Origin of the sequence: Herbaspirillum sp. 1130, from assembly GCF_017833835.1 — a bacterium.
GTDB lineage: Bacteria > Pseudomonadota > Gammaproteobacteria > Burkholderiales > Burkholderiaceae_D > Herbaspirillum > Herbaspirillum huttiense.
The window spans coordinates 616,178-639,850 of record NZ_JAFICQ010000001.1 but is presented as its reverse complement, the minus strand read 5'-3'; the positions used below and the strand labels follow the sequence as shown (position 1 = coordinate 639,850).

The following is a 23,673-nucleotide window of genomic DNA, read 5'->3' as shown; positions in this document are numbered from 1 at the left end:
AGGGTCTAACGTTTCAGAGGGATTAATCACGATAACGGAAGGCCGCTGCGGATTATTCATTGCCTCTGCCACTTCATCCCTCATCCGCTCCCACTCCCTAGTTACTTACAAATTCGAAAAACGAGGAAGTAAGTCTTGATCGAACAGGCGGGTCTCTATCGCATTTTCTGCCTTCAAATACTCCCTATTTTTACGGAAAATTTTTCGTTTCCACCCACGGTTTCTTTGGCGACAGTATTGATCTGTGGAACTAGGAGTCTTCCGCTGTCTACATAATCTTGCTCAGGGCGACGTCGAGTCCATCGATAAATCCTGCAAGCCTCGCGACGTCGACAGCGAAAAGGAAGTTCTCCTCTTGACCCATTTTTACGCTCAGACGTGCTCATGTCGGAAAATCTTTCCCGTTCGCCGCAGACGCGTACTTGTGCGGACTGACCACTAGTCCCCCTGCAAGCACGATATACATTCGTGACCTGCCCTCTTACAGCAGTGATCTGAACTGCAGGGTAGTCCGCATCCGATCCGGTTAGTGAGCCAGATTGCCAAGGCGGAGCTTCCCATAAAAATGTTATTGGACCATCTAATGAATAACCACGTTCTTCCTTCAAACGCCAGCAACAATATCCTCCTGGATCCGTTGCTCGAAGATATTGCCGCACATCAGCATGGTGCTGCCGATGCGCCTGCACAGGCCTCGCTGCCAACCGCTGCAGCCATGTTAGATCGTAGTCACGAACAGCGCATCCGCGCGCAGCAGCTCAGCTGCAGTACGGAAATCACGCTTGCCCGGGCCAATAACGAACAGCTCGCAGCGCATATCGACATCGATGAGCAAATTAAACCGCTGCAGTGGCCTGTGCTGCGTTGCCTGTTGGTGATTGATCCCGCTAGTGGGCGCCTGGGGGCTGCGCGAACCGGCGCGGCCGGTGATGTCGCGGCCCTGACCAGTCTGGTGGAAGAGCTGAACAGCTCTCCCACATTTCTGGAGCGGATGAAGCATCTGTACCAAAACCTCGCGCCAGAACAGACACTTGAATTGCGCTACAGTATGGGCGCGTCAATGGATGCGCAATATCGTCATCTGCAATCACGCTTCAAAGTCAAACAGGCTCTGGTATGGAAGGATGGCGACCATGCAGCGCGTCGTCGCGACCAAGTGCTGGCGGCCGCGTCCGAACATTCGCCTTCGATCGGGGCTGAAGAGGACTTCGTTGTGCTCGACCTCAACGGTGTCAGCGTCTTCAGTGCCGCCCTCGCAGGTATGCGCCAGCAGGGGGCACTCTGGGACGAGAAAACTGGCCATGACGATTATGCCCGCCTCGCAAGCGTGATACCTGATATCTCGGTACATGCGACAGCCGATGACATTTGGCTAGACGCGCTTGGAGAGGCCATCCGTTTGGAACTGGCCGAACCTTCCCATGCGGACTTTCGCGCAAGTCAGGCGCTGATTCATGCGCGTTATCAGGCGGGCCGGATTGAGCACAGCTGGGGCGCGCTAGGCGGCAGCATGATAGGCGGCGCTGTCTATTCGCTCGGAATGATGATGCTCAACAATGTCATCAACCGCAGCATGATCCCGGCAGAGGTGCGGCGCGAAAGCGGGCTCGATCGACAAACCACGGCACAGAAACTGTTTTCGGATGTATCCGAAGACCTCCTGTCGGTAGCGACACCGTGGCAAAAATTCCTGATGACATTCGATCCGAGCTGGCAACTGGGTAGCTGGGAGATCTTCGACAACGCCATCCTCGATGCCGTGCTGGGCGATGACGACTCCGACGATGAGCCGTCGCTGCAAGCCGTGGCAACCGATGCCACTGATCAGATCTCTGTGCAGGCTGGCGAGAACGCTGGTGCCGAAGCTGGTACTGTCTTGCTAGCCGGGGCACTGGTCGCGTCGCAAGAGAAAATAGGACAGGGTCTGGCAGAGCTGACAGCCGCCAATCTGAAGTCAGGGCTCAGCACGGTAGCTGCGAAAGCCTCTGCAATGATGGGGCAGATGGTCTCTTCTGCTTCGTTCGCAGTGCCGGCCGGCATCATCTCGGGCGTATTCTCTTGGCCCGACAAGGCGATCGAGATCTGGAAGCCAGCCGGTGCCGTGGGTGCCTTTAAGGCAGGCTTCAAGGTCGCGGTGACATCTCCCGTATCCAGCCTCGCGTGCAGTTCAGGATTCTTCCTCAAGATGGGCGAAGTAGCGGCCGAGACCGAAGCAGCAGTTCTGCAAGCACTCGAACAGCGGCAATTGGCCTGGCCACAGCACAATCCTTTCGATGCCACTCAGGCCTTCGACCGCAGCGACATGGAGCAAGTCAAGCGCGCGGTCTGGGATATGACCCAGGAACAGCTCAACAACGAGCCCGATGCGCTGGCGGTCCGCCTGTCGGTCCCGATGGAGTTTCTTTCGGGTGTCGTGCAGGGTGGTATTTCGCTGATTCCGGGGATGAATCAGGCGATTTCGTTTGCGCTCGATACCGTCTTCTTTGGCCCGGGTGAACTTCTCTGGATGACCATCACAGGCGCCATTTCCAATCGCGCCAACGAACAAGAGCTGCGGACGCGCCTGGCGGAGGTGATGCAATCATGTTCGCAGGACAATCCTGGCGCGGTCCGGAGCCGGCGCATGGCAGTACAGTTCCTGCTGGATAACCGACTGATCTCGGAAGAAGGCTTGCGCCAATGGCAGCAACAGACAGTGTCCATGTTGGGCGGTGCCATGATTCATCCGGTCTATGAGGGGGGCAGCCATCTCAGAAACGGCGGGCGGGTCGGGCTGCGTGCACTGGCAGATCTGCCATCGCGCATCGGCGCGACCATGCCCGACGCTGTTCGTCATCTGGCATCCCGCACTGGAGAATTGCTCTCCACGGCAGGGCAGTATGTCGGTGCCAGTGCTGGAACTGCCGTGGAATGGGCGGTCTCTGCTGGCATGGCCGTCGCGCGCCCGTCGATTTCCTATCTACGTGGCGAAGAGCATGCGCCTGATACACAGACCGCCACCCGCTATACCGAGATGCTCAGGGCGCTACCCGCGCAGGCAAGCAAGACCATGACGGACCTGCTCGGACCGGCTGAGAACAATCTGCGCATCCGTGCGCGATTGCCCTACGAGCGGGCAGTGCTGGGAAAGCCATCCGACGATGCGGCGACCAGCGTCACGCCTGATCTCGAACATGGCGAGCGCTGAGAACAGGGGGCATGCCTGCCATAGTACCCATCACCGGTAAGGGGAAGTGGCTTAGCGGAGCCGAGTCACTGTGGCAAAGTCAAGCAATGGCTGCGAGATGCCTCCGTTGGTCGGGCCTTCATTGCGTCAGGTACTCCTTCATACACACTCATGGAGCACTCTGCCGCTGATAGCGACATACTTTTAGAGCACAACACGAGAGGAACCGCCCTGTGTGGAAAAACATCTGGCCAGCGTCGAGCATTGAGCCCCCTGGCCCCTTAGATCAAAGAGATGCTGAAGTTCGCGTACGGAACTCGGAGCACAATCATCCCGCCAAGGATACTCGCGCTGCAGAGTCGGCATTGAACAGACAGGGATTGACTGCTCACTCAAATACTCAGCAACGGAGCATCCTCAGGAGATTTTTTTCCTCGAATTCTGAGAAGAAAGCTTTACTCAATCGGAGAAAAAACCTGCTTATAGGTCAAACAATAGACCCTAGGGTTGCCGAAAAACACATGCATTCCGTCGAATTTGACGGGATCGGGCGCGTTATCTCTTTCAAAAAACAACTTTCCAACACCGCGCTCAACGAACTACAAGCGGCCATCATCAAATCACTTACCCAAACCAACACCGCAGACGAGAGATCTGAAGCACGTCCCGGAGCGGACTGTTTGATTCAGTTCATGGATCTCATGCAGAGATCAGGAGGAGATAGAGCAAAGGAATTGCTTGAAAAGGCAAGCAAGCTATGGATGTCCGGCAATCTCAGTGATACCGCAGTGGCTGCGTTCCTGATGGATGCCGCGTCGGAGTTGCAAGACAGATCTCGTCTTCATTCCTACGTAGTTTCAATTGCTGATGCTGTCATCAAGCCGAAAGAGGCAACCCAGCGAAATGACAATATGTATGGAAGAAAATTCGAATCCGAGTTCATTCATATTCTCGTCAAAAATCCCCCAGGCGGCACCATAGAAGTTACCCAGAAGATTGGCCAAGCGCTGCTGAATGATTTTGACAAGATACATGCGTCAGGTGCTCTATCCACCGAAACGACATTGAAAAGAATAGCGGAATCCATCGAATTGCGACCTTGGACAGCACTGGCCCCTGATCTGGAGAAGTTCAGGGAGGAGCCTACTTACAGCAACCTGAAGTCAATGCTACTAAGCGTCAACAATGGCATCGATATACTTAAGGTACAGTCACTGATCTCCAAAGTGAGCAAACAATTTTCTGATGACATTGAATGGAAAGAGTACGCTGATCAACGATATAAATACGTCTTGCAGCCTGCTCGCAAGACGCGCCCATTCCAGGTTCTTGAAAATGAAGTCGGCGTTAGCGCACAGCAAGCCGCAGATCTGACAAATAAACTGGGACTGGATATCAAAACAAGCAGATACGGCACCGGTTTGCTTAACCATCCCGAGTACGAACCGCAGGAGAAATTTTATATCGCGAGAGATACCACTTATGGGCGCATGAATCCCAACATGGCGAACCTGTCAGGAATGGAACAGCAAGCTTTGTATCACGGGCATGCGATCGTTACGGGACTATCCGGCAACGCCAACTTGCTGACTTACCTCAGCCGAAGGATCGCCAAGGAAGACAGTGATTTTTCAGTGGATCAAGCCATACTGGCTGGCATGATGTTTCTCGGATTTGACGGCGGCCATTCTCTAAACGAAGTAATGGCCGTCTACACTGCAATCATTGCTAGCGAAAAAATTGAACTGAATTCGGAAGAGGTAGCAAGGACGAAAGCGCTGGAAAAAAGGCTTCTTAATGGCAAGTCTCCCCCATCCGTAGCGAAGCGTTTCGCAAATAGTAATCGGCAAGGGTTACTCGATGAAAAGCGGAAGAAGGTATTTGTACAGCATCTTGAAAACTACCACCTCGACTATTCTTCCATTGTAGAACTCGCAAAAGATAAACAACATAGGGACGAAATATCCCAGGCCTTAGACACAGCACTTACAAGAACCATCGAATACTTCGACAATAGTAGTTACTACAAGAAACAGAACTCAACGTTAGATAACTGACTGTAAATTACAGGTCCAAACAGTGCGAAAGCAAAGCGCGATTGGGGAAGCTCAGCACGAGCATTTCTTCCGTAATCAGCGCGTCGGACAGGTATTCGGACTCCTCCAGCAGGCTGTCGAGTTGCTCCCTGAGCCACTGCTTCTGGCCGGCCACCCTATCCGCGGCATACTTAGAAGTCGGCGTCGCGCTGACGATGAGCTCGTCCAACAAGACCTTGCAGCGCTGCAGCGTCAATGGCGCTGGGATACCACGCGTGTCGGAACGCGTGTTGATGATCTGTATCGCCGTGGGGCCCCAGCGCGTCACATCGCCCTGCTCGAGCATCGTACGCAAGGCATCCTTGGCGACTTCCACGACCTTGTGATGCAGCTCGGAAACCGCGTTATCGGACAGGCCACCCTCCAGCGTCCAGCCCATCGCAAAGTGTTTCTCCACCAGCTCCACCCTGCTCTCGCTACTCACAGTCAAGCGCAGCCACTATCTCCCGACATCCAGCATGGCCGTCCCGAGGAAGCCGAAACTGGTCCGCAGCTCCACCTGACGCGCAAGGAGCTGCATGGCCCTGCGGGCGCTTTCGGTATTGATGATAGTGAAAGGTAAATCCTTTTCCCGGAGGATCATCCCGGCGTCGATCTGGTGAGCTTTGCGAAGGCAGAAAGCCTCGACGAAGGCAGCATTTTGGGTGGCTTCGTCGATGAGCTTGAGTTCATCGTCCTGCGCGTGGCTGAGCATGCGCACCAGCAACTGGCTCTCGTCATTGTTGATCCAGCCAAGACCCAGCTCTGCCTCACGCAGCTTGCTGTTGGCCAGGCGGGTTTTGGCATCGTCACGTCCGATGACGGTCACTGCCCCCGCCATGCTCTTGCCACTGCCCAGTGAGGTGTATTTCTGATAGCTCTTGCAGAGTACGATCTTGAGCTGACCACTGTCGATCAGCGGCTGCAGCTTCTTAGTGACATCGGCGAGATCGGATTTGCCATCGGAGGCACGTTGCTCCAGCGTCGCAACAAGCACCAGTACACCGGGATCGCTTTTACTCATCTTCCCGTTCTTGACCCAAGCGATGGTCTGACGGACCAGCTTGTCCGTGCTCCAATCGTTCTGCTTGTCCTGTTCGCCGTGACGCTGGGGCCAGCTCGGTGCCTCGCTGTACAATTCGATGGCCACCAGGCCCGGCTTCAAGGGCAGGATCCTGCCTGGCTCCTTGCGCCCGGCGACCAGGCAGGAAGCCGAATTGCATATTTTGAGCTGGGCAAGGATGCGGGCCGCGTTGGTCTGCGAGTTGGCGAAAAGGACGCACTTGGAAGGATGGCTGCGCCCCAAGATGCGGTAGATGTCCAGGCATTGCGTCCTAGTTCGCTCGTAGGGCGCATCCCGCTGATATTCCGCACTTTCTTGATGTTCCACCGTAAGTCCGGGCACATGGTGCTGGTCCAGTGAGGACCCGCGCAGCGCGTATTCCTTCCTAGCCGTGAGGAGGCCATATTGCCGGACCAGATCACCACTACCATGGATGGCTTGCAATTGCTCGCGGCGCTGACGCGCGTAGCTGGCCGAGCCGGTCGAGTACGGCGGTGCGATCGTGCCTCCAGCGCACCGCCAGGTACTGTTCCAGCGCGGATGAAAAATCATCGCCACCCTGAGGCGCAGCTTCAGCTTCAGCTTCGCGGGCCCGAGTGCGCTGACAGCGCCATGTCGTGGGCGAACTCCGCAGACTGGAGCCAAACTGGACGGCTGTGACGCATGTTGGCCGACCCCGTATTGGTGGCGCTGAGTACAGCAGATGCCCACTCTTGCGCATTTGTATCGCTCGGCGCGGTCGTCCACCAGATTGACAAGCGCCCTGCCCTTCACCAAACAGAAAGCCCCGGAGTTCCGGGGCTTTCTTTTTTGGATCTTGCCTCTCTCTATCCCATCCATACGGCAGGACTGCAATATGTCATTAGGCATCCCGAGGTCTATATCTAAACATCAAAGGAAGACCATACTCCGCTCTGATCGAGTTTGCGGACGGCAAATTCCTATATTTGCCTAAACCAACTGCCCTCAATTCTTCTTTGCCTGCAGGAGTTGTCTCATCATATCGATAACCACCTGAGTACGCCTTTGAAGTGCCTTCCATCAAATGCCGAGCATGTACCAGCTCATGGCCGAGCACTACAAAAGACTCTTCAGCAGCAGTATGAAGACAAACCGGAGATCATCGGTCGGTCAGTTCCATGCTTACTTCGGGACTCCAATTAATAATTGCATTACATCCGTTGCCACGCGATGCAAGATCTGCCGCCAGCTGTGTATTTTGTCGAAAATTCCCAAGTTCGTACTTTTCTACATGAGATCGGCTTAAAACGGGCTCAGTTGATGGTATATCTTCTGCTGAAATTTCCTGAATTGTAAGCTATCGAAGCTTGCCGCCCACCACAATTACTGATGACTTTATCTTTAGTTGGCTGGTCTGCGTTTGGCCATCAACGCCTCGCGTTGATTGATCAGCTTAATCACCTTCTCTGTCGAATCTATTAGCTTTGTGTACGAATGAAGTTGTGCTGCGGTTCTTTGGCAGGATATAACAGTTTCGCTTGTGAGAACCTCATGGATGGCTTGAATCTGATTCACACTGACATACTTTTCAAACTCGTTGATATGAAGATTGATTTGCTCGATAACTTGGATATGTGACGGCATACGCTTGCGCCATTCATCCATAGCAACGAGCAATGTCGCGCACTCTTGCCTTGTTTGAAATAGAAGAGACAATTGCCGCTGATCACGTGTCCTGTCTAGGCTCGGAGAAAGGTCGTACGCATCGCCTTTGGTGAAATCCCTGAAGGCCTCCCAAATATAGTCATAGGTGGTGCTCTGACCAAATTGCTGGAGAAGGCTCGCCCCGGCCTTGAAAGATTCTCCCGGCAGTTCCACGGGACTTCCATTGCGCATGACTTCCGCCAATTTTTTGGCGGTGGCGGCAGACATCATGCTTCCGATTGCACTAATAGCGGCATTTCGAAAGCCATCCTTAGCCTGCACCGAGAAATCGCGCCACGAGCGCTGCGGATTGAAGGAATGTTTTATGCGCCCGCCCATTTCCCATATGACATCCTTTGCGTAGCGAGGAAAAGAAGGGGCGTCACGCCACGACACAGAGGAAATATTCGACTGCGGGCTCGTGAGCTTGAACAGATTGAGCGTTTGCGTCCCGCCTATCAAGTTATCTGCTTGCACTTGCGATATCCACGGCATCGCCTTGCTCATCCCAATCGTAAAGTTAGCGACACCTCCTGCGCTGGCAGCCAGCACCGAAGTGCCGAACAACGGGAGGGGTGACTTCAGCATTTGCATGGTCGAAAGCGCTCTACGCGCGGTATTAAACGCGCCACTTAGACCGGGGCGGAACCAAGATAGCATTCCCTTCCCTTCAATATTACCCTGCCATCGAACCCACGACGCTCTCAGTTCGACGGCTTGGTCCTTCAGCATAGTAAGGGTCGGATCAATGTCGCGCGGCAAGCTGGGATCATTCTCATCCTTACCGGCTTCAGCATGCCCGCCATATTCATCAGAGGCAGGAAGCCAATATTCTTTGGCACCATCAACCAATCGCAATTGTACGGGACAAGGATCCGGTGCCAGCACACGCATATCTACCGGATCAAGCTTCGCCAGATTCGAAAGATTGGCGCGCCGATCCATTGCCTGTAATAACCATACCTCTGCCAGGTAAGCGCTTAATCCACCTGTAGCGCCGCCTACCATCGTCGCACTGAATTCGGTGTTGAGCTCCCCAATGTTCTGACCTGCCTCGTTCTTGCGGGGGCCAAGCGCTGATACGGTCGCATTCCGAATCGGGCCTCGCGCAGCAGCATAGATAAACTGCCGGACGCCATCATAAAGCGCAGGCAACAATGCTTCCTTTACAGGAGCGTTCATGTCAACTCCGAGAACATAGGCGTGACCGAAAGCTTGCTGCCGCGCCTTCACCTGTTGAGCGGCCCAATCAACAAAGATTCGCTCCAACTGCCGCTGTCTTTCATGAAAGGGCTGATTTTCGGCGGTGCGAGCAGACCAGGGAATGTTATCGAGAGCGACCTGAACTAGTATGTCTTCCGAGATATCGATGCATATTTCGCTTTCTCGAATATCAGGCAGATCTATATTCGTACCAGTCATTTCATTGAGGAGGCGTTTACTCGTAGCTTCTTCGCCAACCCTTCTGATGTGAGGAGGGACACTCGGAAAATGTCCAGTTACGTGCACAGGACTTGGTGAAGGCGACGCCGTCACCTCTTCTATCTCGCCTGCCACTTCGAGATGGGCCGAGACATGCACGGATTTGTCGGGAATTCTCATGGCTACATTAAGTCCTTCAAAATTGATAGTGTATTGAATTGAAAATTAGAGTTGAGAATGGCTTTTCTGGCTCGCTCCGCATATGCGATAGGGAAAAAGGAAATCAAAGCGTCATTTAATCTCGTGCAATAAGTGGCTCGTTTTCCAAAAGTGAATCCGCACAAAATAAAAAAAGCCCCAGACTCTGGGGCTTTTTTTCAATTAGTAAATCGAACCATATATTGCTTTTCTTCCACGTACTAACGTATCGAGACCATATAGATTCTGGCTCGATCATTAGTTCAAATTTTAAAGGAATTGCAATGGGAAATTATCTTTGCGTAGGGGGTTCGAGCGGAACCCATGAAGTTAGCTCTCCAACACATCAGGAAAGTGATGCAGCCACACAAATTTTGCAGCGTCGGAACGAACTGCAAAATTCGGCCGGCCTACCACGAGATCAATATGACTTCGTGATCTACCGAGCACCTGGTGGTATTCGTGATCGCTACAACCGCTTGTTCCGAGATACGACGACAACACTTCAAACGGCTGACATGCATTACGCCTATCTTACTGGCGCTTCCACTATTCATTCCGGACATCGAGTAGAAAATATCTTGAGCGATTTGAATTCACGAATCGAAGCTTGGTCTGACATGCGAGAAGCACTTGTGACGGCCATGGAACACAATGTAGAGCCATATAGGGAGGTTATTAACCCAAGCGGATCGAGGAGAATCGGATTCCAAACGTTCTAGCAATAGAAATAAACAAGCTCACTACTCTCAAAAAAGAAGGAAAGCCACGGAATTTGGGCTTTTTAATCTCTTAATGACACCGAACAAAATCCACTTGGATTTATCTCAGGTGGTACCGTAAAAAAAAACCCCGGCTAGATCCGGGGCTTCTTTATTGCTCGCTAGATGCTTCAGTAGCAAATTTTCACGCCATCGATGTCGTCGCAAGCTTTGTTGATACGGAGACCACTGGACAGACGAGGTTCCGCAAAGACAGAGGATGCGAAACCGACCAACAAAATAGCAGCTACCACGGTCTTGACGATACGCATGAAACAACTCCTTATAGATGTGAGGGGAACGTCACCTCAATGCGAAGTGACGGGAACATTCTCTTACAAGCTCGCATTTTTAAGCTGACAAATACCTTACAAAATCAGCAATTAGAAATGAGATTTGTAAGTATTTGTTATTTTCAAAAAAGTTAATTTTTAATTTGAGAATTGATTTGCCCCAGCTGAGAAAACTAGCTAGATAGAGGCGTCATGAAAATTTCAGAGCAGGCGATGCATTTAAGCGCGCTAAGCGAATAAGTAGAAAAAGTAGCTATTGCAATAACATTGTAGGGAAAGGCTCGTATTCCTATTTCTGAAAATAGATGTTGAAAAGGAAGATCTGCAGCTGACCCAGCACCGGTCCAGGGCGGCGCTCTAGCAACGCTGCCGTTGCCTTCTTGAAATCGGTCTAGCCGTAGGGCTGCACGGACGCCTGCAGGAGATGCATTTCCTCGATGATCGCCTCCTGCGCCCAGAAGAACAGCGTGGAGTCGTTGGTCACCGTGGTCATTGCCTGCGCAGTCCTGAGGAGGCTGTCGAGGGCATCGGCGATGAGGGGATCGTGTCGCAATCCGGGGCTGTCCAGCTTGCTCTGCAGGGTCTGCTGCAATGCTGCCAGCAAGGATGCGGTGCTGTTGGCCAACGTCTGCATGGCATGACCAGATGGCAGCTGCCGCAGTGATGATATCGTCTGTGGCATGTCTCCGCCCCTGGCCGACTGCAATTGCGCGTGATTGTCGATGCGTTCCTCATCAAAGAGATGCTGCAGCGTTTTGCGCGGCCGTACCGTATTGTCAGAGACTGCCAGTGGAGCTTGTCGACATGAAAATGCGAAGGTTGGCAGCCCAGGCGTCACACCGATTTTTTGCGCCTCGGGTTCCAGTGCCTCGCTGTACAATTCGATGGCCACCAGGCCCGGCTTCAAGGGCAGGATCCTGCCTGGCTCCTTGCGCCCGGGGACCAGGCAGGAAGCCGAATTGCGTATTTTGAGCTGGGCAAGGATGCGGGCCGCGTTGGTCTGCGAGTTGGCGAAAAGGACGCACTTGGAAGGATGGCTGCGCCCCAAGATGCGGTAGATGTCCAGGCATTGCGTCCTAGTTCGCTCGGAGGGCGCATCCCGCTGATATTCTGCACTTTCTTGATGTTCCACCGTAAGTCCGGGCACATGGTGCTGGTCCAGTGAGGACCCGCGCAGCGCGTATTCCTTCCTGGTCGCGAGGAGGCCATATTGCCGGGCCGGATCACCACTACCGTGGATGGCTTGCAATTGCTCGCTGCGCTGACGCGCGTAGCTGGCCGAGCCGGTCGAGTACGGCGGTGCGATCGTGCCTCCAGCGCACCGCCAGGTACTGTTCCAGCGCGGATGAAAAATCATCGCCACCCTGAGGCGCAGCTTCAGCTTCAGCTTCGCGGGCCCGAGTGCGCTGACAGCGCCATGTCGTCGGCGAAGTCCTCAGACTGGAGCCAAACTGGACGGCTGTGACGCATGCTGGCCGACCCCGTATTGGTGGCGCTGAGTACAGCCGATGCCCCCCATCGATGAGGCCGCTGCCTCCTGAGCATTGAGTTCAGTCTCCGTGGGGACCATGGTGCTGATCGAATGGCTGGCAATCCTCATCCGCGAGCTCCTGGTAGGCAATGGAGCTCATGAGTGGTGCGCGGACGCGCCTGGTTCTATTGCACCTGCCCTTCCGTGCCGCTCAAGTGTTCAGCTGCTCTACCCTGCGAGGGCGCAGCCCGCTATCCGGCATCGGGTTCCAGACGTACTAGCAGATTGCAAGCGAAAGAGCGGAAAAAAATTCCGATAATCGGCGACAGGTGTTGACTGACTCGCAGAGTCGGCCCTGAGCGGGTGATCCGAAGTAAAGCCCCCAAACGCGGGATCAATGTCCAGCCCTTGTTGGGTGTACAGACAAGCGCAGCCCAATCCGAAAATCGGCTAAAAAGACAAATCGGGAAAATCAAGAATGGATAAATTATTCGCGTTGTTTCAGATGCGCTCGGCGAACTTATCTACTTGTTCCTGCACCCATCAGGAGATTGAATCTTCATCACTCCAACTGCCCACATCGGTTTTCATTTGCAAACATGTTTCCACGCTCAAATCCTCCCGCCCACCTCAATGCATCTCTCCCATGGAGCATGGTGCCGGAAGCAGAGGATTCCGGCGCAGAAAACGCCGGCCAATTACCTTGCGGCAGTCCCGCTGCTGCGCTTGGCGACTCCAGCCAAGTCGGCGGACCGTCTCGCCGCCGCGAATCCACGCTGAGCAAATTCAGTCGCCTCTTCCGGCATCAGGAAGCTGCGTCCGGTTCTGTCAATGAGTGCGCCAATATCGATCATCCACAATGGGACGAACTGCAACCTGCGCTGCGCAAGTACGTCAAAGCGCGCATGCAAAAAGCACTGGCCCAGCAAAGGCACTTCGGTGCCGACCATCTTGAAAGCCAGAGAGGAATCTGCCGAGGTATGGGCTCCGTCTGGCTTCGTCTGCATCAGGCGAAACCGGCGGCAAAAGCCTCGGCACGCATGTCCCTGCTGATGTCGGAGCGTGGTACGGCACATGCCACCATCGCACAACGACTGTACGCCCAGGAAAATGTTCATCACCACTCCGGTGCAGCGCCGTCCCTGAAAAGGCTGCTGGAGCTGGGGCTCGAAGCCCAGTTCGATACGGCGGTATCAAATCTCTCAAGCGTCTATTCAAGTCAGGCGAGGTGCATCAGCAATGAATTTTTCACGGGGTCAGCAGCGTATCTACGTGCAGAACAGCTACTGAAAAGATCGCCCGGTTATTACGATCTTGGCATTAGTCTCACCAATCAGAGCGGAGAAGAAGCTGGCCACAACCTCAGCGTATTTTCGCAAGGGGATAGGCATTCACTGACCGTGTTTGATTCAAACTTGGGTGAATGTAAGGTGCCACCGGGTGAATTGCCCCGATTCATGAACGAGATGTCCCGGTTTTACCAGGCGACAAGAGCTTACGCATTCTCAGGAATCCGTTCCATCCTGAAAATGGAGTTCACTGAGGACGTCAGCGCAACCCCTCTTGCGCAACTGGCTGGCGAACTGGATTGATCATGCAGAGTAGCGACGGATCAGGATCTGGCAGCAGGAGCTTCAGCGTTCCGAGCCATGTCGCACAATTCGCTCGCCATGCCTGCACGCATCGAGCTTACGCACGGCGCCTGATACAGGTGCTCAATGCGTCGAGGAACTCTTTCTCCAGTCACACCTACCTATGCGTGGCGGCTCACTTAGTCTCAACCTGGCACACAGGAGGAATCATGCTCGATTGGCTGGAAATCACGGGGATCGGCTGCGGCATCGTTGTCGTCATCCTGTTCCGCATTGCGTTACGCAACGCCATACGACAAACCGTGGCCGAAGAAATGGAACAGTGGCGGAAGACCGGCCGCGTCCATGCCGACCAAAATCAGGAGCGGCCTTTGTCCTTTACTTCATCGCGTCACGAACTGGTCTTCGAACTGAGCTGCAACCGCGACCGCTATCGCTAGGGCCTTTGCACAGGGCGTACACGCCCTGCACTCATGGCTCATTGCTGGAAGAACCGGATGCCTTCATTGATGCTGCACTGGTAGGAAATGCGCTCTCCAAGCCGCGTGTAAGCAGGCAGCTGGAACATGTCAGCAGTGAAGGTTACGCTCTGATCGGCCTTGACCTGGTAGCGCAGGAATTGCCACAACGGCTCGCCGTTTCTGCTCACAGTAGGATGGCTGTCCGAGAAGCTCAGCACGCCATCCATGACAAGATAAGCATCGATGGTCAGGCCCCCTTTCGCTTTGCCAGTCCGGCTGGTCACCCCATCCGGGCGGCAATGACTCAGGTCCAGCGAGAGCCGCACAGTCGCGCCCTGGTCGAGCGCCTGCACGATGTCGGCCTGGCTGGATAACGCCGTCACAGGGACTGTGTCGGCGAAAGCGGAGGGCACGCTCAAGCACAGACCGATGAGAGGCAGTGCTATGGTGGACAGAATTTTCATTGCAAGCAGTCCTTTCTCTTCAAGGGGGAATCACTTCGAACGCCAATAGCTGCGTTACCTGGGAGGCATTGAAATTATTATCTGAAATGAAGACCAGGCTGTCATGCCCGTTGGCCAGTCGCGGCCCCCAGGATACGCCCTCCAGATTGTCGATCTTCGCCAGCGGCAAGGTGTCAAAGTCGAGGATCAGTCGTTTGCCGGCCGGCCTGATGCAGCACTGTCCGGCCAGTGCAGGCATCGCCGCAATATCGGTAGCATTGCTGATATCCATTTCGTAGAGCCGGATGTGGAAACGAAACACGCCATCGCTCCCCTGCACTCCCGAGCGTTCCAGCGCCAGCAGATGATGTGCATCGACGGCCAGCAACTCGGAGAGGCCGTTATCGGCATATCGGCCTCCCGGTGCATGCGCAATTGCGTCCAAGGAGTAGGCATATTGGGCGATGATCGTGCCGTCGCGACGATAGTGAGTGATACGGGCCAGAGCACCATGTTCCAGCGTAGGTACTTCGCCGTCCTGATACAAGGGAGCCTCCATCCCCAGCCACAGTGTCTGTCCGTCGGGCGAGAAAGAAAGACCTTCGAAGGAAAGATTGTCGCGCGGCCCCAGTGGCTGATCCGGGCGCACCTGGAACATCGTACCGGTGGGAAACTGTGACAGGTAGCTCCCGTCGCGATCAGCGCGCCGGACAAAGGGCGACATCTTTTTCGGACGATTACCCTCACTGCTATACCAGAGACTGCCATCGAGCGGATCAACCCGTATGGATTCCAGATCAGGAATATCGCCGCCCCGCACTGCCGCTTCTCTTGCATCCGGGTACAGGCTGCCATCGGCTTGTCTCAGCAGCGTCACCGCATCCACCTGCAGGGCATGAAATCCCTGCAGGTCATAGCGCAGCTTCAAGGTGTAAAAGCGCGCGGGACTGACCTCGGAGCGATCATCGCTTTCCGCGACCCAGGTGTCGGAGCGGGGATCGTAGTCGATTCCGGACAAGCCGCCGATCACCGTCCCCATGAATGGCGCATTGAGCGCAATGCGCTGCTCGCCCAGCAGACGCAGGCTGCCCACAAGGGATTTCGTCGGTGTGCTCTGGTCCGGGTTGACGGCACAGCCGCCCAACCAGAAAGCCAGCAGGCAAGCCAGCCACACCAGGCGGGTGCGCATCAGAAAAACAGGCAACGGTAATGAACGCATAAACAGGAACGGTTGGAGTTCAGCGACGGCCCATCGCATGACAAAGCAGGATTCACGGGAGACCGGAAAGTTTTTCAAGCACCAGCGCCAGCAACCCGTCGTTATCGACGCTGGTGGCGGCTCGAATGAAGGAGGCAGACGCATCTGGCGGGTCAAACTGCGTGAGCGCATAGCCCTCGGTGAGACCGGGGCGCCAGTCGACCTCAACGCGGCACAGCTGCTCGCCAAACAAGGCAGGTTGCAGCAGCGCGGCAACCGGGCAGACATCGTGCAGCAATGGATCCATGGCGGCGTATTGCCTGAGCATGGCGGCGGCCGCTTGCCCGCAGCGATTGGCCAGGCACCCTGTCGTCTCGATCCACGCGGGGCTCATGACCGCCTGGTGCGTCACATCCAGCGGATACAGATGGATGGCAGCACCGCTGCGCATGACCAGGTCAGCCGCCAGCGGATCGGCATAGAAATTGAACTCGGCCGCCGGGGTGATATTGCCCGGCACCCGCAAGGCGCCGCCCATGATGGAAAGCCGTCTGCTCCGCCGCAGAATGCCCGGCACCAGCAATTCGGCCAGTGCCAGATTGGTCAGAGGGCCGATGGCCACGAGGTCGATACTGCCGGCGGGTGCCTGCTGCAGATGGCGCACCAATGCCAGCGCACCGTGCTCGCTCTCGAGAGCAGCGGGTGTCCCGGGCAGGACGCCACCGAGGCCGTCTTCACCATGCACCAGGTTGCAGCGCGCCGGTTGGCCGCTCAAGGGGTGTTCGGCCCCGGCGTGAACAGCCAGGTCTGGCCGACCGGCCAGATCCATCAGCTTGCGGGCATTGCCGGCCGTGATCGCAGCAGGCCGGTTGCCCGCCGTCGTGGTGATGGCCAACAGATCCAGCTCGACGCTGCCGGCAGCAAGGAACAAGGCCAGCGCATCGTCGATACCGGGATCGCAGTCGATGATGACAGTGCTCATGAAGTGGCTCCTGTGCAAGCGGTGGCGGCAAGGATGGCGGCCACGCTGCCCTGGTCGGGCAAGCCGTGGCGCGCACCGAGGGCGCTGACGACGCAGCTGGCAGCAGCGCAGGCAAAACGCAGCGCCAGCGACAAGGGCTGTCCTCTCAGGCGGGCACTCAGATAGGCCGCGTTGAAGCAGTCGCCGGCCCCGGTGGTATCGACCACCTGTGCGGGGAAGGCCGCGTGGCGGGAGGAACTGGTACGTACTGCGCCAATGGCCCCACCCGCCCCCAGCGTGACGATGATCTCCGAGGGGCCCAGGCGCAAAGCCTCGGTGAGCACCTGAGCGGAGGGTGCGCAGCCGGTCGCCTTGTGAAAGCCCGCCTCGTTGAAAAACACGATGTCCGCCAGCGAGGCCCGACGCCACATCTCGTCTGCGTTCGGTGCCACGGCTGCCTCCAGATCGATGGCCACCAGCGTGCCAGTGGCACGGGCCAGGTGACTGACCGTCTCCAGCTCAGCCAGATCGTAGGGCATGGCATAGACCAGCCGCGACTGTCTGAGCGCCGTTTGCAAAGCGTCCGTATCCAGCGTGGCGGCGGCCATGGGCAGGTAGATGATCGACTTCTCCCCGGAAGGCGCCAGGATTGCGACTGACGACGCCGAGGCCGCCTGCTGCTGCACGGTCAGCCATTGCGTGGCAACACCATACTCCCCCAGGGAGTCGCGCAGCAGCTGCGCATGAGGATCATCGCCAACCCGTCCGAATTGGGCGCAGTGCATCCCCAGCCGACTGGCCGCACAGGCCACATTGGCCGTGGTGCCGCCGGGCAGGACGCCCAGCCATTGCCCCACGGTCTTGCCGCCGGGCGGCGGCAGCTGCTCGGCGCGCAGCATCAGGTCGGCCACCGGGTCGCCCAGGGTCAGCAGGTCGTACGAGCGCGAACTCATGGCTGTACCCGTGGCGATACGGTGCTGGAGAGACGTTGGGCGCGTTGCGCCATGTTGACGATCGCAAGCTGGCTAAGGCCCTCGGCGATCTGCTGCAGGTCGAAGTCGTCATGATTGACTTCCAGGAATTCACTGAGCAGATCGGCCGGCAACGCAGCCGTGCCGCGCAGAGCGCCGACGATGGCCCCCGCCATGGTGGCGATGGAATCCGTATCATTGCCGATCGAGGAACACAGTGCGATGGTTCGCAAAGGATCACCCTGCGCATAGCACACCACGCCCAGGGCCGCCGGTACGGACTCCGCTGCCAGCACGGAATTGCCGACCTTCTTTTCCATGTTCACCAGAAACTCGCGGTCGTTGCGCGATTCGGCGGCGATACTCAAGGCCATTTCCAGCCTGGCCAGATAATTCGGCCCGGCCACGGAGCGCGCATGCTGGCTGGCCATTCGCTCGCCCATACGGCCGCCGTGGGTGGCCGCCGCCAGCACCTGCTGCAGATCGTCGCTCACCAGCGCCTGGGCAGTGGCAGCGCTGATCGAGCAGGCGGCGGAAATGGCCACATCCGTATCGTGTGAAGGCAGGCAGGTGACCAGTGCCTGTTCGCAGGCCGCCGCCAGATCGCCGGGATGAATCAGCCCAGCCGGTGCCACCCGCATGGCCGCACCATTGGTAATGCCAATGGTGGTCATCTTGCGCCGCGAGCGGCCGATGATGCCCACCTCATTGACATCGCCGCCCTCTTGCAAGGCCTTGACCATCAGCGCCGTGCTCGGCCCCATGAATCCCGCCTTGGGGCTGGTGCTGGCCCAATCCAGCAGGCAGCTCACCCAGCCGTCATAGTCGAGCCGTCCGTCGGCGGCGATCAGGGCGCGCGCCAGGTAGTACATCTGGCTGGCGTCATCGGTGACCTCAGCGCGCTTGCCGGCATTGGCACCGGCAAAGGTGTCATCGGGCGGGGTGCCGAAGCGGGTCACCAGTCCGCCGTGACGGGCGGCGATCTCGTCGATGCTCCATTGTTCGGTCTGGGCACCGAGGGCGTCGCCCATACCGGCCAGGGCCAGCGAGGCGAAGATCCTGTCCCTAAAGTTTGTGCTGCTCACATGCTTCTCCTGTAATGCGACGGGGTTGTTGCTTAGCTTGATCTGTGCGCCCTGCCCTGCTTGCGTGCACCGGCGGCGACCAGCGCCAGCAGGGTGACCACAGGAGGCAGCATGTACAGCAGTTGCGGTGCTATGCCCGCCGCACCGAGCCGGGTCGAGAGGACCGCGCTGGCACCGAAGAGCAGGGACGCCAGCACCGTGCCGGTGAGACCGCGCGCGCCGACGAAGACCGCCGCCAGTGCCAGGAATCCACGTCCGGCAGTCATGTCGGACTGGAACAGACTGAGGTAGCCCATGCTCAGGTAGACCCCGCCCAGGCCAGCCAGCATCCCCGAGACCAGCAGTGCCAGATAGCGCATGCGCTTGACCGGAATGCCCGCCTCGGCGGCGGCCTGCGGATGCTCCCCTGAGGCACACAGCCACACGCCGGTACTGGTATGACGCAACAGCAGGCGCAGCAGGGGAATGGCCAGCAAGGCGGTCCACAGCAGCAGATGATGGCCCCGACCATGTTCGCCATTGAGCAGCAGGTCCAGTTGCGGCCAGGACTGCAGGCCGGGAAGATGCAGCGCCGGCAGCACTGGCGTATCGAGGCTGGCGGTCGAGCCCTTGTCGCCGACCAGCGTGGACAGCAGGAACACCGTCAGGCCGGCAGCCAGTACGTTGAGGGCGATGCCGGCCACGATCAGATCGGCACCCCATTCGAGGTGGAACACCGCCAGCAGCAGCGCCAGCAGCATGGCCGCCAGTACCCCGGCCAACGCCCCCAGCCAGGCGTGCCAGACCGGCGGCAGGCCCGGCAGCCAATACGCCGCCAGCGCCGACCCCACCACGGCAAAGAAAGCCGCCACCAGCATCAGGCCTTCCAGGCCCACGTTGATGCAACCTGCCAGATCAGAAATCAGTCCACCGAGCGCGGCCAGCAGGATCGGTGTAGCGGCGCGCAGCACCGCCGGCAGCAAGGTGGCGGCAGCCATGCTCCAGGCCCAATAGTCATGCGTCATGTCGGCCTCCCGCTACCCTGCGCGCGCGCCAGCGCAGCCAGCCCCCGGCCAGCGCCGGCTGCATGCGTTCGGCCACCAGGAACAGGATGACCAGCGCCTGGATCACCAGCACCACTTCGCGCGATACATCGGTACTGCGTTCCATGGCCAGTGCCCCGGTACGCAGATAGGCATACATCAGCGCCGCCCACGGCACTGCGCGCGGCTCGCAGCGGGCCAGCAACGCTACCAGCAAGCCTTCGTAACCCAGTCCGGCAGGCAGATCGACCGGCAGGCGCTTGAGCAGGCCGTGGCTGATATGCATGCCCGCCAGCGCGGCCAGCACCCCGCCCGCTCCCATCGACAGCCAGACCGTGCGCTGTACCGGCAGGCCGGCCTGCAAGGCGAACGCAGCTGACTGTCCGACCACCCGGATTTCGTAACCCAGCGTGGTGCGCATGAGCAGCAGCCAGCTGATCCAGACCAGTAGCGGCAAGGCCAGCAGCATCACCGTCACGTTGGTATGGACCAGCAGCACCGGCAGCTGCAGCGAGGCCGGCAGGAAGGGCGTGACGATGAAGCCGCCGGCGGGGTCGCGCAGCCAGCCGCTGACCAGCCAGCGATAGGCCTGCACCGCCACCATATTGAGCATCAGAGTGGTGACGATCTCGTTGGCCTGAAAGCGCGTCTTGAGCAGCCCCGGCAAGGCACCCCAAAGGAATCCGCTGGCACAGGCCGCCAACATCGACAGGCTCAGGACCACAAACCACGGCCCCGGCAGATACAGGCTCACCACGGTAGCGGCCAGCGCGCCCAGGAACAGCTGACCATCTGCGCCCAGCGAGAATTGCCTGGCGCGGAAAGGAATGGCCACGGCCAGACCCAGCAGGGTCAGCGTGATGGCGTCTTCGATCACGGCCCCGAAACGTACCAGGCGGGTCAGTTGCCAGCCCTCGCCCGCACCCCAGTGCAGGCGCGGCAAGGCACCGGTGAGCAGGGTCAGGAACGCGCGCAGGGGCTCGCTGCTGACCGCGCACATGATCAGGAAACCACACCCCAGACCGGCGGCCAGCGCCACCGGCAGCCGCAGACGTTGCGCCAGGGCTTGCTGACGTTGCAGACGCTGCTGCAATGGCAGGGCGGTCGCTTGCTTCATGCGGGAACTCCGGAAAATGTGACTGCGTTATTGAGCAAGGCGGTGGCATTTTGCTGGCGTTGGGCGCCGGTCAGATAGGGACCGAGGACATCGGCGCTCAGCCCGGCTGCATCGAAGTGCGCCACCAGCGCCCCCTCGGCCATCACGGCCACGCGGTCCGACAGCACCAGCAATTCATCCAGGTCTGCCGAGATCAACAGGATTGCCGCACCGCCCTCGCACAAGGCCAGCAACTGACCATGCAAGGCCCGTGCAGCACCGATATCGACCCCGCGCGTGGGCTGGCTGGCGATCAGCAGACGCGGCCCGGCCGCCACCTCGCGCCCCAGCACCAGTTTTTGCATGTTGCCGCCGGAGAGCGCTCCCATCAGCGTCGCCGATGAAGGGGCGGCCACACCGCAGTGCTGCATGAGCGTGGCGGCGGTACGGCCGATGGCGGCGCTGTCGAGCCAGCCGCGGCGGGCAAGCGGTGCCTGGTGGTAACTGACGGCGATGAGGTTGTCGGCGATGCTCATCTCGGCTGCCACGCCGTCGCGCATGCGGTCTTCGGGGATGTAGCCCACGCCGCAGGCACGCACCTCACGCACACTCAGGCCGGTGAAGCGCCGCCCCTGCAAACGGCCTTGTCCGCCGCTGGCTGGCTGCAGGCCCAGCAGCACCCGCGCCAGCACATCCTGCCCATTGCCCTCCACGCCGGCGATGCCGAGAATCTCTCCGGCTGCGATGTCCAGTGACAGCGACTGCAAGGCCAGGCGTCCGTCTGCATGATGCGCCTGCAGATCGCGGATTTCGACCAGCGGCTGCGTCGCCCGCTGCCGGGTACGCGCGGGGATGGGCGGCGGTGCCTTGCTAACGATCATGCTGCCCAGTTCGGCCTCGGAAAAATCGCTTACCCGACCGCTGCCGCTGACCCGTCCCTTGCGCAATACCGTAAAGCGGTCGGCGACATCGCGGATCTCCTTGAGCTTGTGACTGATCAGCACCACGGTGAGACCCTGCGCCACCATGCTGCGCAGAACGCGGAACAGGCTCTCGGCTTCCTGCACCGAGAGCACCGCCGTGGGCTCATCAAGCAGCAGCACCCGCGCACCGCGATAGAGCGCCTTGAGAATACCCACGCGCTGTTGCACCCCGACCGGCAGGTCGCGCACGCGCGCCAGCGGCTCCACCTCCAGTCCGAACTGTTGCACCAGCGATTGCACGCGCCGCAACGCCGTCTTGCGGTCGATGCGCCAGCCTCGCCGGGGCTCCGCGCCCAGCACGATGTTGTCGGTCACGGTGAAGGAAGGCAGCAGATGCAGATGCTGGGGCACCAGCCCGATTCCGGCGGCAATGGCTTGCGCCGGATCGGCCAGTACGCGCGCCTGGCCGTCCAGCCAGAGGCTGCCGCAGCTGGGTTGTTCCAGGCCATAGAGCATCTTCATGACGGTCGATTTGCCGGCCCCGTTCTCGCCCACGATGGCGTGGATCTCCCCGGCCCGGATGGACAGGCTCACATCGTCGTTGGCCAGCGTGCCGTTGGGATAGAGTTTGGAGACTTGGCGCAACTCCAGTAGCGCCGTGCCGGCCTGCGGCATCGCTGGCGTGCTCATCCCCTTGCCTCCGTGTTGGCGCGGGCAAAGCCACTGGGCGGGTGCACGCGGCCACTCACCAGATCGGCGCGCACGGCATCCAGACGTTGACGCAGGGGCTGCGGCAGCCGGTCCAGCACCTCCGAATGCGGTGCCAGCCCGATACCGCCCTCGGCCAGGCCGAGGGAATCGGCGCGTCCATAGGGCAGCTGCTGCCGCAGCGCCAGACTCAGGGCCTGCACGATGGCCACATCGACGTTCTTCAACACCGAGGTGACGATGGCGGCGGCGCGCTGGGGATTGCTGTGGCGATACATCTCATACTGGTCCAGATCCACGCCGATGGTGTAACGATGCGCCTCGCTGGCCGCTTCGGTCACGCCCTGCCCGGTCGCACCGGCCGCCTGAAAGATGAGACCGGCACCCGCCGCCATCTGGGCATTGGCAATATCCTTGCCGGCCGCAGGATCGGAAAAGCCGTTGGCATACTGTATCGCCACCCGTATCGATGGATTGGCCGCACGTGCGCCCGCACCGAAGCCCAGCAGGTAATCATCGATCACCGGCAATTGCATGCCACCCACCTGCCCCAGACCGGCGTTGGTGGGCAGGCCCGGCAGCAGCCGCTCCTGCAGCAGCATGGCGGCCAGATAGCCCGCCAGGTAAGCGCCCTCGTTCTGGCGGAACAGGATGGAATGTACATTCCCGCAAGCACAGCGGGCATAGTCCACTGCAGCATCGAACATCACGAAGCGCATGCGCGGAAACTCTCCGGCCAGCCGCTGTACGTAGGGCACCATGGTGAAGGTGCCGGCCAGCACGATATCGTAGTCGCCACTATCGGCCAGATCGGCCAGCGCGGACTCCCAGCGCGTCGGGTCATTGCCGCCTTCGACCACCCGCACGCTGACCGGCAGTTCACGCCCGGCGCGGCGCATTCCCTTGACCGCCGAATCGAAAAAGGATTTGTCGCCCAGCGTGCCATTGATGAACAGGACCGCACGCAGCACCGTCTTGTCATTGCCCTTGCGTGCCAGCCCATCGGACCAGTGCGCCAGTAGCGACAGCAGTGCCAGCAGAAGCAGGGTCCAGGCCAGGCGAGGCAGCAGGTAGCGGAGAGTGGCGTTCATCAATGCGG

The 23,673-nt window shown here is 58.5% G+C and carries 19 protein-coding genes and 1 pseudogene; 5 read left to right on the top strand and 15 right to left on the bottom strand.

What is annotated here, in order from left to right:
• Positions 1–529: 529 nt before the first annotated feature.
• Positions 530–3,187 (top strand): hypothetical protein, encoded by a 2,658-nt coding sequence (locus tag JOD78_RS02890; RefSeq protein WP_259435155.1) that lies wholly within the window; start codon positions 530–532, stop codon positions 3,185–3,187.
• 500 nt (positions 3,188–3,687) lie between these two features.
• Positions 3,688–5,223: a hypothetical protein gene (locus JOD78_RS02885; RefSeq protein WP_209568796.1), complete on the top strand. Its 1,536-nt coding sequence runs from the start codon at positions 3,688–3,690 to the stop codon at positions 5,221–5,223.
• A gap of 7 nt (positions 5,224–5,230) precedes the next feature.
• On the opposite strand, the gene JOD78_RS02880 is transcribed toward JOD78_RS02885, so the two are convergent.
• The 4 genes and pseudogenes from JOD78_RS02880 to xopF2 all read right to left on the bottom strand — a co-directional run bounded on the left by JOD78_RS02880 (position 5,231) and on the right by xopF2 (position 9,571).
• Entirely contained in the window at positions 5,231–5,668 is a 438-nt protein-coding gene (locus tag JOD78_RS02880) for a hypothetical protein (protein WP_209568797.1), read from the bottom strand.
• A 33-nt stretch (positions 5,669–5,701) separates the two neighbouring features.
• The gene (locus JOD78_RS02875; RefSeq protein ID WP_209568798.1) at positions 5,702–6,856 is read right to left on the bottom strand and encodes a hypothetical protein; all 1,155 of its coding nucleotides are present in this window, start codon (positions 6,854–6,856) and stop codon (positions 5,702–5,704) included.
• A gap of 310 nt (positions 6,857–7,166) precedes the next feature.
• A pseudogene (locus tag JOD78_RS02870) lies at positions 7,167–7,385 on the bottom strand (M91 family zinc metallopeptidase); the annotation flags it as partial.
• Positions 7,386–7,666: 281 nt separating this feature from the next.
• Complete coding sequence (gene xopF2 / locus JOD78_RS02865) at positions 7,667–9,571, bottom strand: type III secretion system effector XopF2 (RefSeq protein WP_209568800.1); 1,905 nt, start codon at positions 9,569–9,571, stop codon at positions 7,667–7,669.
• A 302-nt stretch (positions 9,572–9,873) separates the two neighbouring features.
• Between xopF2 and JOD78_RS02860 the strand changes: the two genes are divergently transcribed.
• Entirely contained in the window at positions 9,874–10,311 is a 438-nt protein-coding gene (locus tag JOD78_RS02860) for a type III effector (RefSeq protein WP_209568801.1), read from the top strand.
• A 170-nt stretch (positions 10,312–10,481) separates the two neighbouring features.
• On the opposite strand, the gene JOD78_RS02855 is transcribed toward JOD78_RS02860, so the two are convergent.
• Entirely contained in the window at positions 10,482–10,622 is a 141-nt protein-coding gene (locus JOD78_RS02855) for a hypothetical protein (RefSeq protein ID WP_209568803.1), read from the bottom strand.
• Positions 10,623–11,034: 412 nt separating this feature from the next.
• A complete protein-coding gene (locus JOD78_RS02850; RefSeq protein ID WP_209568805.1) occupies positions 11,035–12,000 on the bottom strand; it encodes a hypothetical protein in 966 nt (321 codons plus the stop codon).
• A 767-nt stretch (positions 12,001–12,767) separates the two neighbouring features.
• On the opposite strand from JOD78_RS02850, the gene JOD78_RS02845 reads away from it, so the two are divergent.
• Complete coding sequence (locus JOD78_RS02845) at positions 12,768–13,706, top strand: YopT-type cysteine protease domain-containing protein (protein ID WP_209568807.1); 939 nt, start codon at positions 12,768–12,770, stop codon at positions 13,704–13,706.
• 209 nt (positions 13,707–13,915) lie between these two features.
• Positions 13,916–14,146, top strand: coding sequence for a hypothetical protein (locus JOD78_RS02840; RefSeq protein ID WP_209568809.1), 231 nt, complete (start codon positions 13,916–13,918; stop codon positions 14,144–14,146).
• A 38-nt stretch (positions 14,147–14,184) separates the two neighbouring features.
• On the opposite strand, the gene JOD78_RS02835 is transcribed toward JOD78_RS02840, so the two are convergent.
• The 9 genes from JOD78_RS02835 to JOD78_RS02795 are packed head-to-tail and all read right to left on the bottom strand — an operon-like array spanning position 14,185 to position 23,665.
• Entirely contained in the window at positions 14,185–14,631 is a 447-nt protein-coding gene (locus JOD78_RS02835) for a VirK family protein (RefSeq protein WP_209568811.1), read from the bottom strand.
• A 19-nt stretch (positions 14,632–14,650) separates the two neighbouring features.
• Entirely contained in the window at positions 14,651–15,907 is a 1,257-nt protein-coding gene (locus JOD78_RS02830) for an esterase-like activity of phytase family protein (protein ID WP_245201964.1), read from the bottom strand.
• Entirely contained in the window at positions 15,882–16,790 is a 909-nt protein-coding gene (locus JOD78_RS02825) for a nucleoside hydrolase (protein WP_209568813.1), read from the bottom strand. The genes JOD78_RS02830 and JOD78_RS02825 overlap by 26 nt, the downstream gene beginning before the upstream one ends.
• The gene (locus JOD78_RS02820) at positions 16,787–17,722 is read right to left on the bottom strand and encodes a carbohydrate kinase family protein (RefSeq protein WP_209568815.1); all 936 of its coding nucleotides are present in this window, start codon (positions 17,720–17,722) and stop codon (positions 16,787–16,789) included. Before JOD78_RS02820 ends, JOD78_RS02825 begins: the two co-directional genes overlap by 4 nt.
• Entirely contained in the window at positions 17,719–18,825 is a 1,107-nt protein-coding gene (locus JOD78_RS02815; RefSeq protein WP_348534245.1) for an ADP-ribosylglycohydrolase family protein, read from the bottom strand. The genes JOD78_RS02820 and JOD78_RS02815 overlap by 4 nt, the downstream gene beginning before the upstream one ends.
• A 32-nt stretch (positions 18,826–18,857) precedes the next feature.
• Positions 18,858–19,829 carry an ABC transporter permease gene (locus tag JOD78_RS02810; protein ID WP_209568817.1) on the bottom strand — a complete coding sequence of 324 codons (972 nt, stop codon included), beginning with the start codon at positions 19,827–19,829 and terminating at the stop codon, positions 18,858–18,860.
• Entirely contained in the window at positions 19,819–20,964 is a 1,146-nt protein-coding gene (locus JOD78_RS02805) for an ABC transporter permease (RefSeq protein WP_209568819.1), read from the bottom strand. Before JOD78_RS02805 ends, JOD78_RS02810 begins: the two co-directional genes overlap by 11 nt.
• Positions 20,961–22,556, bottom strand: a complete 1,596-nt coding sequence (locus tag JOD78_RS02800; RefSeq protein WP_245201963.1) for an ABC transporter ATP-binding protein — start codon at positions 22,554–22,556, stop codon at positions 20,961–20,963. The genes JOD78_RS02805 and JOD78_RS02800 overlap by 4 nt, the downstream gene beginning before the upstream one ends.
• Complete coding sequence (locus JOD78_RS02795; protein WP_209568821.1) at positions 22,553–23,665, bottom strand: BMP family ABC transporter substrate-binding protein; 1,113 nt, start codon at positions 23,663–23,665, stop codon at positions 22,553–22,555. The genes JOD78_RS02800 and JOD78_RS02795 overlap by 4 nt, the downstream gene beginning before the upstream one ends.
• Positions 23,666–23,673 lie beyond the last annotated feature (8 nt).

Bases quoted from the DNA above. Each gene is read 5' to 3' on its own strand.
- JOD78_RS02850 (WP_209568805.1), bottom strand. From the start codon at position 12,000: ATGATTTTTCATCCGCGCTGGAACAGTACCTGGCGGTGCGCTGGAGGC.
- JOD78_RS02840 (WP_209568809.1), top strand. From the start codon at position 13,916: ATGCTCGATTGGCTGGAAATCACGGGGATCGGCTGCGGCATCGTTGTC.
- JOD78_RS02810 (WP_209568817.1), bottom strand. From the start codon at position 19,829: ATGACGCATGACTATTGGGCCTGGAGCATGGCTGCCGCCACCTTGCTG.
- JOD78_RS02820 (WP_209568815.1), bottom strand. From the start codon at position 17,722: ATGAGTTCGCGCTCGTACGACCTGCTGACCCTGGGCGACCCGGTGGCC.
- JOD78_RS02805 (WP_209568819.1), bottom strand. From the start codon at position 20,964: ATGAAGCAAGCGACCGCCCTGCCATTGCAGCAGCGTCTGCAACGTCAG.
- JOD78_RS02835 (WP_209568811.1), bottom strand. From the start codon at position 14,631: ATGAAAATTCTGTCCACCATAGCACTGCCTCTCATCGGTCTGTGCTTG.
- JOD78_RS02855 (WP_209568803.1), bottom strand. From the start codon at position 10,622: ATGCGTATCGTCAAGACCGTGGTAGCTGCTATTTTGTTGGTCGGTTTC.
- JOD78_RS02825 (WP_209568813.1), bottom strand. From the start codon at position 16,790: ATGAGCACTGTCATCATCGACTGCGATCCCGGTATCGACGATGCGCTG.
- JOD78_RS02885 (WP_209568796.1), top strand. From the start codon at position 3,688: ATGCATTCCGTCGAATTTGACGGGATCGGGCGCGTTATCTCTTTCAAA.
- JOD78_RS02845 (WP_209568807.1), top strand. From the start codon at position 12,768: ATGGTGCCGGAAGCAGAGGATTCCGGCGCAGAAAACGCCGGCCAATTA.
- JOD78_RS02860 (WP_209568801.1), top strand. From the start codon at position 9,874: ATGGGAAATTATCTTTGCGTAGGGGGTTCGAGCGGAACCCATGAAGTT.
- JOD78_RS02795 (WP_209568821.1), bottom strand. From the start codon at position 23,665: ATGAACGCCACTCTCCGCTACCTGCTGCCTCGCCTGGCCTGGACCCTG.
- xopF2 (WP_209568800.1), bottom strand. From the start codon at position 9,571: ATGAGAATTCCCGACAAATCCGTGCATGTCTCGGCCCATCTCGAAGTG.
- JOD78_RS02875 (WP_209568798.1), bottom strand. From the start codon at position 6,856: ATGATTTTTCATCCGCGCTGGAACAGTACCTGGCGGTGCGCTGGAGGC.
- JOD78_RS02800 (WP_245201963.1), bottom strand. From the start codon at position 22,556: ATGAGCACGCCAGCGATGCCGCAGGCCGGCACGGCGCTACTGGAGTTG.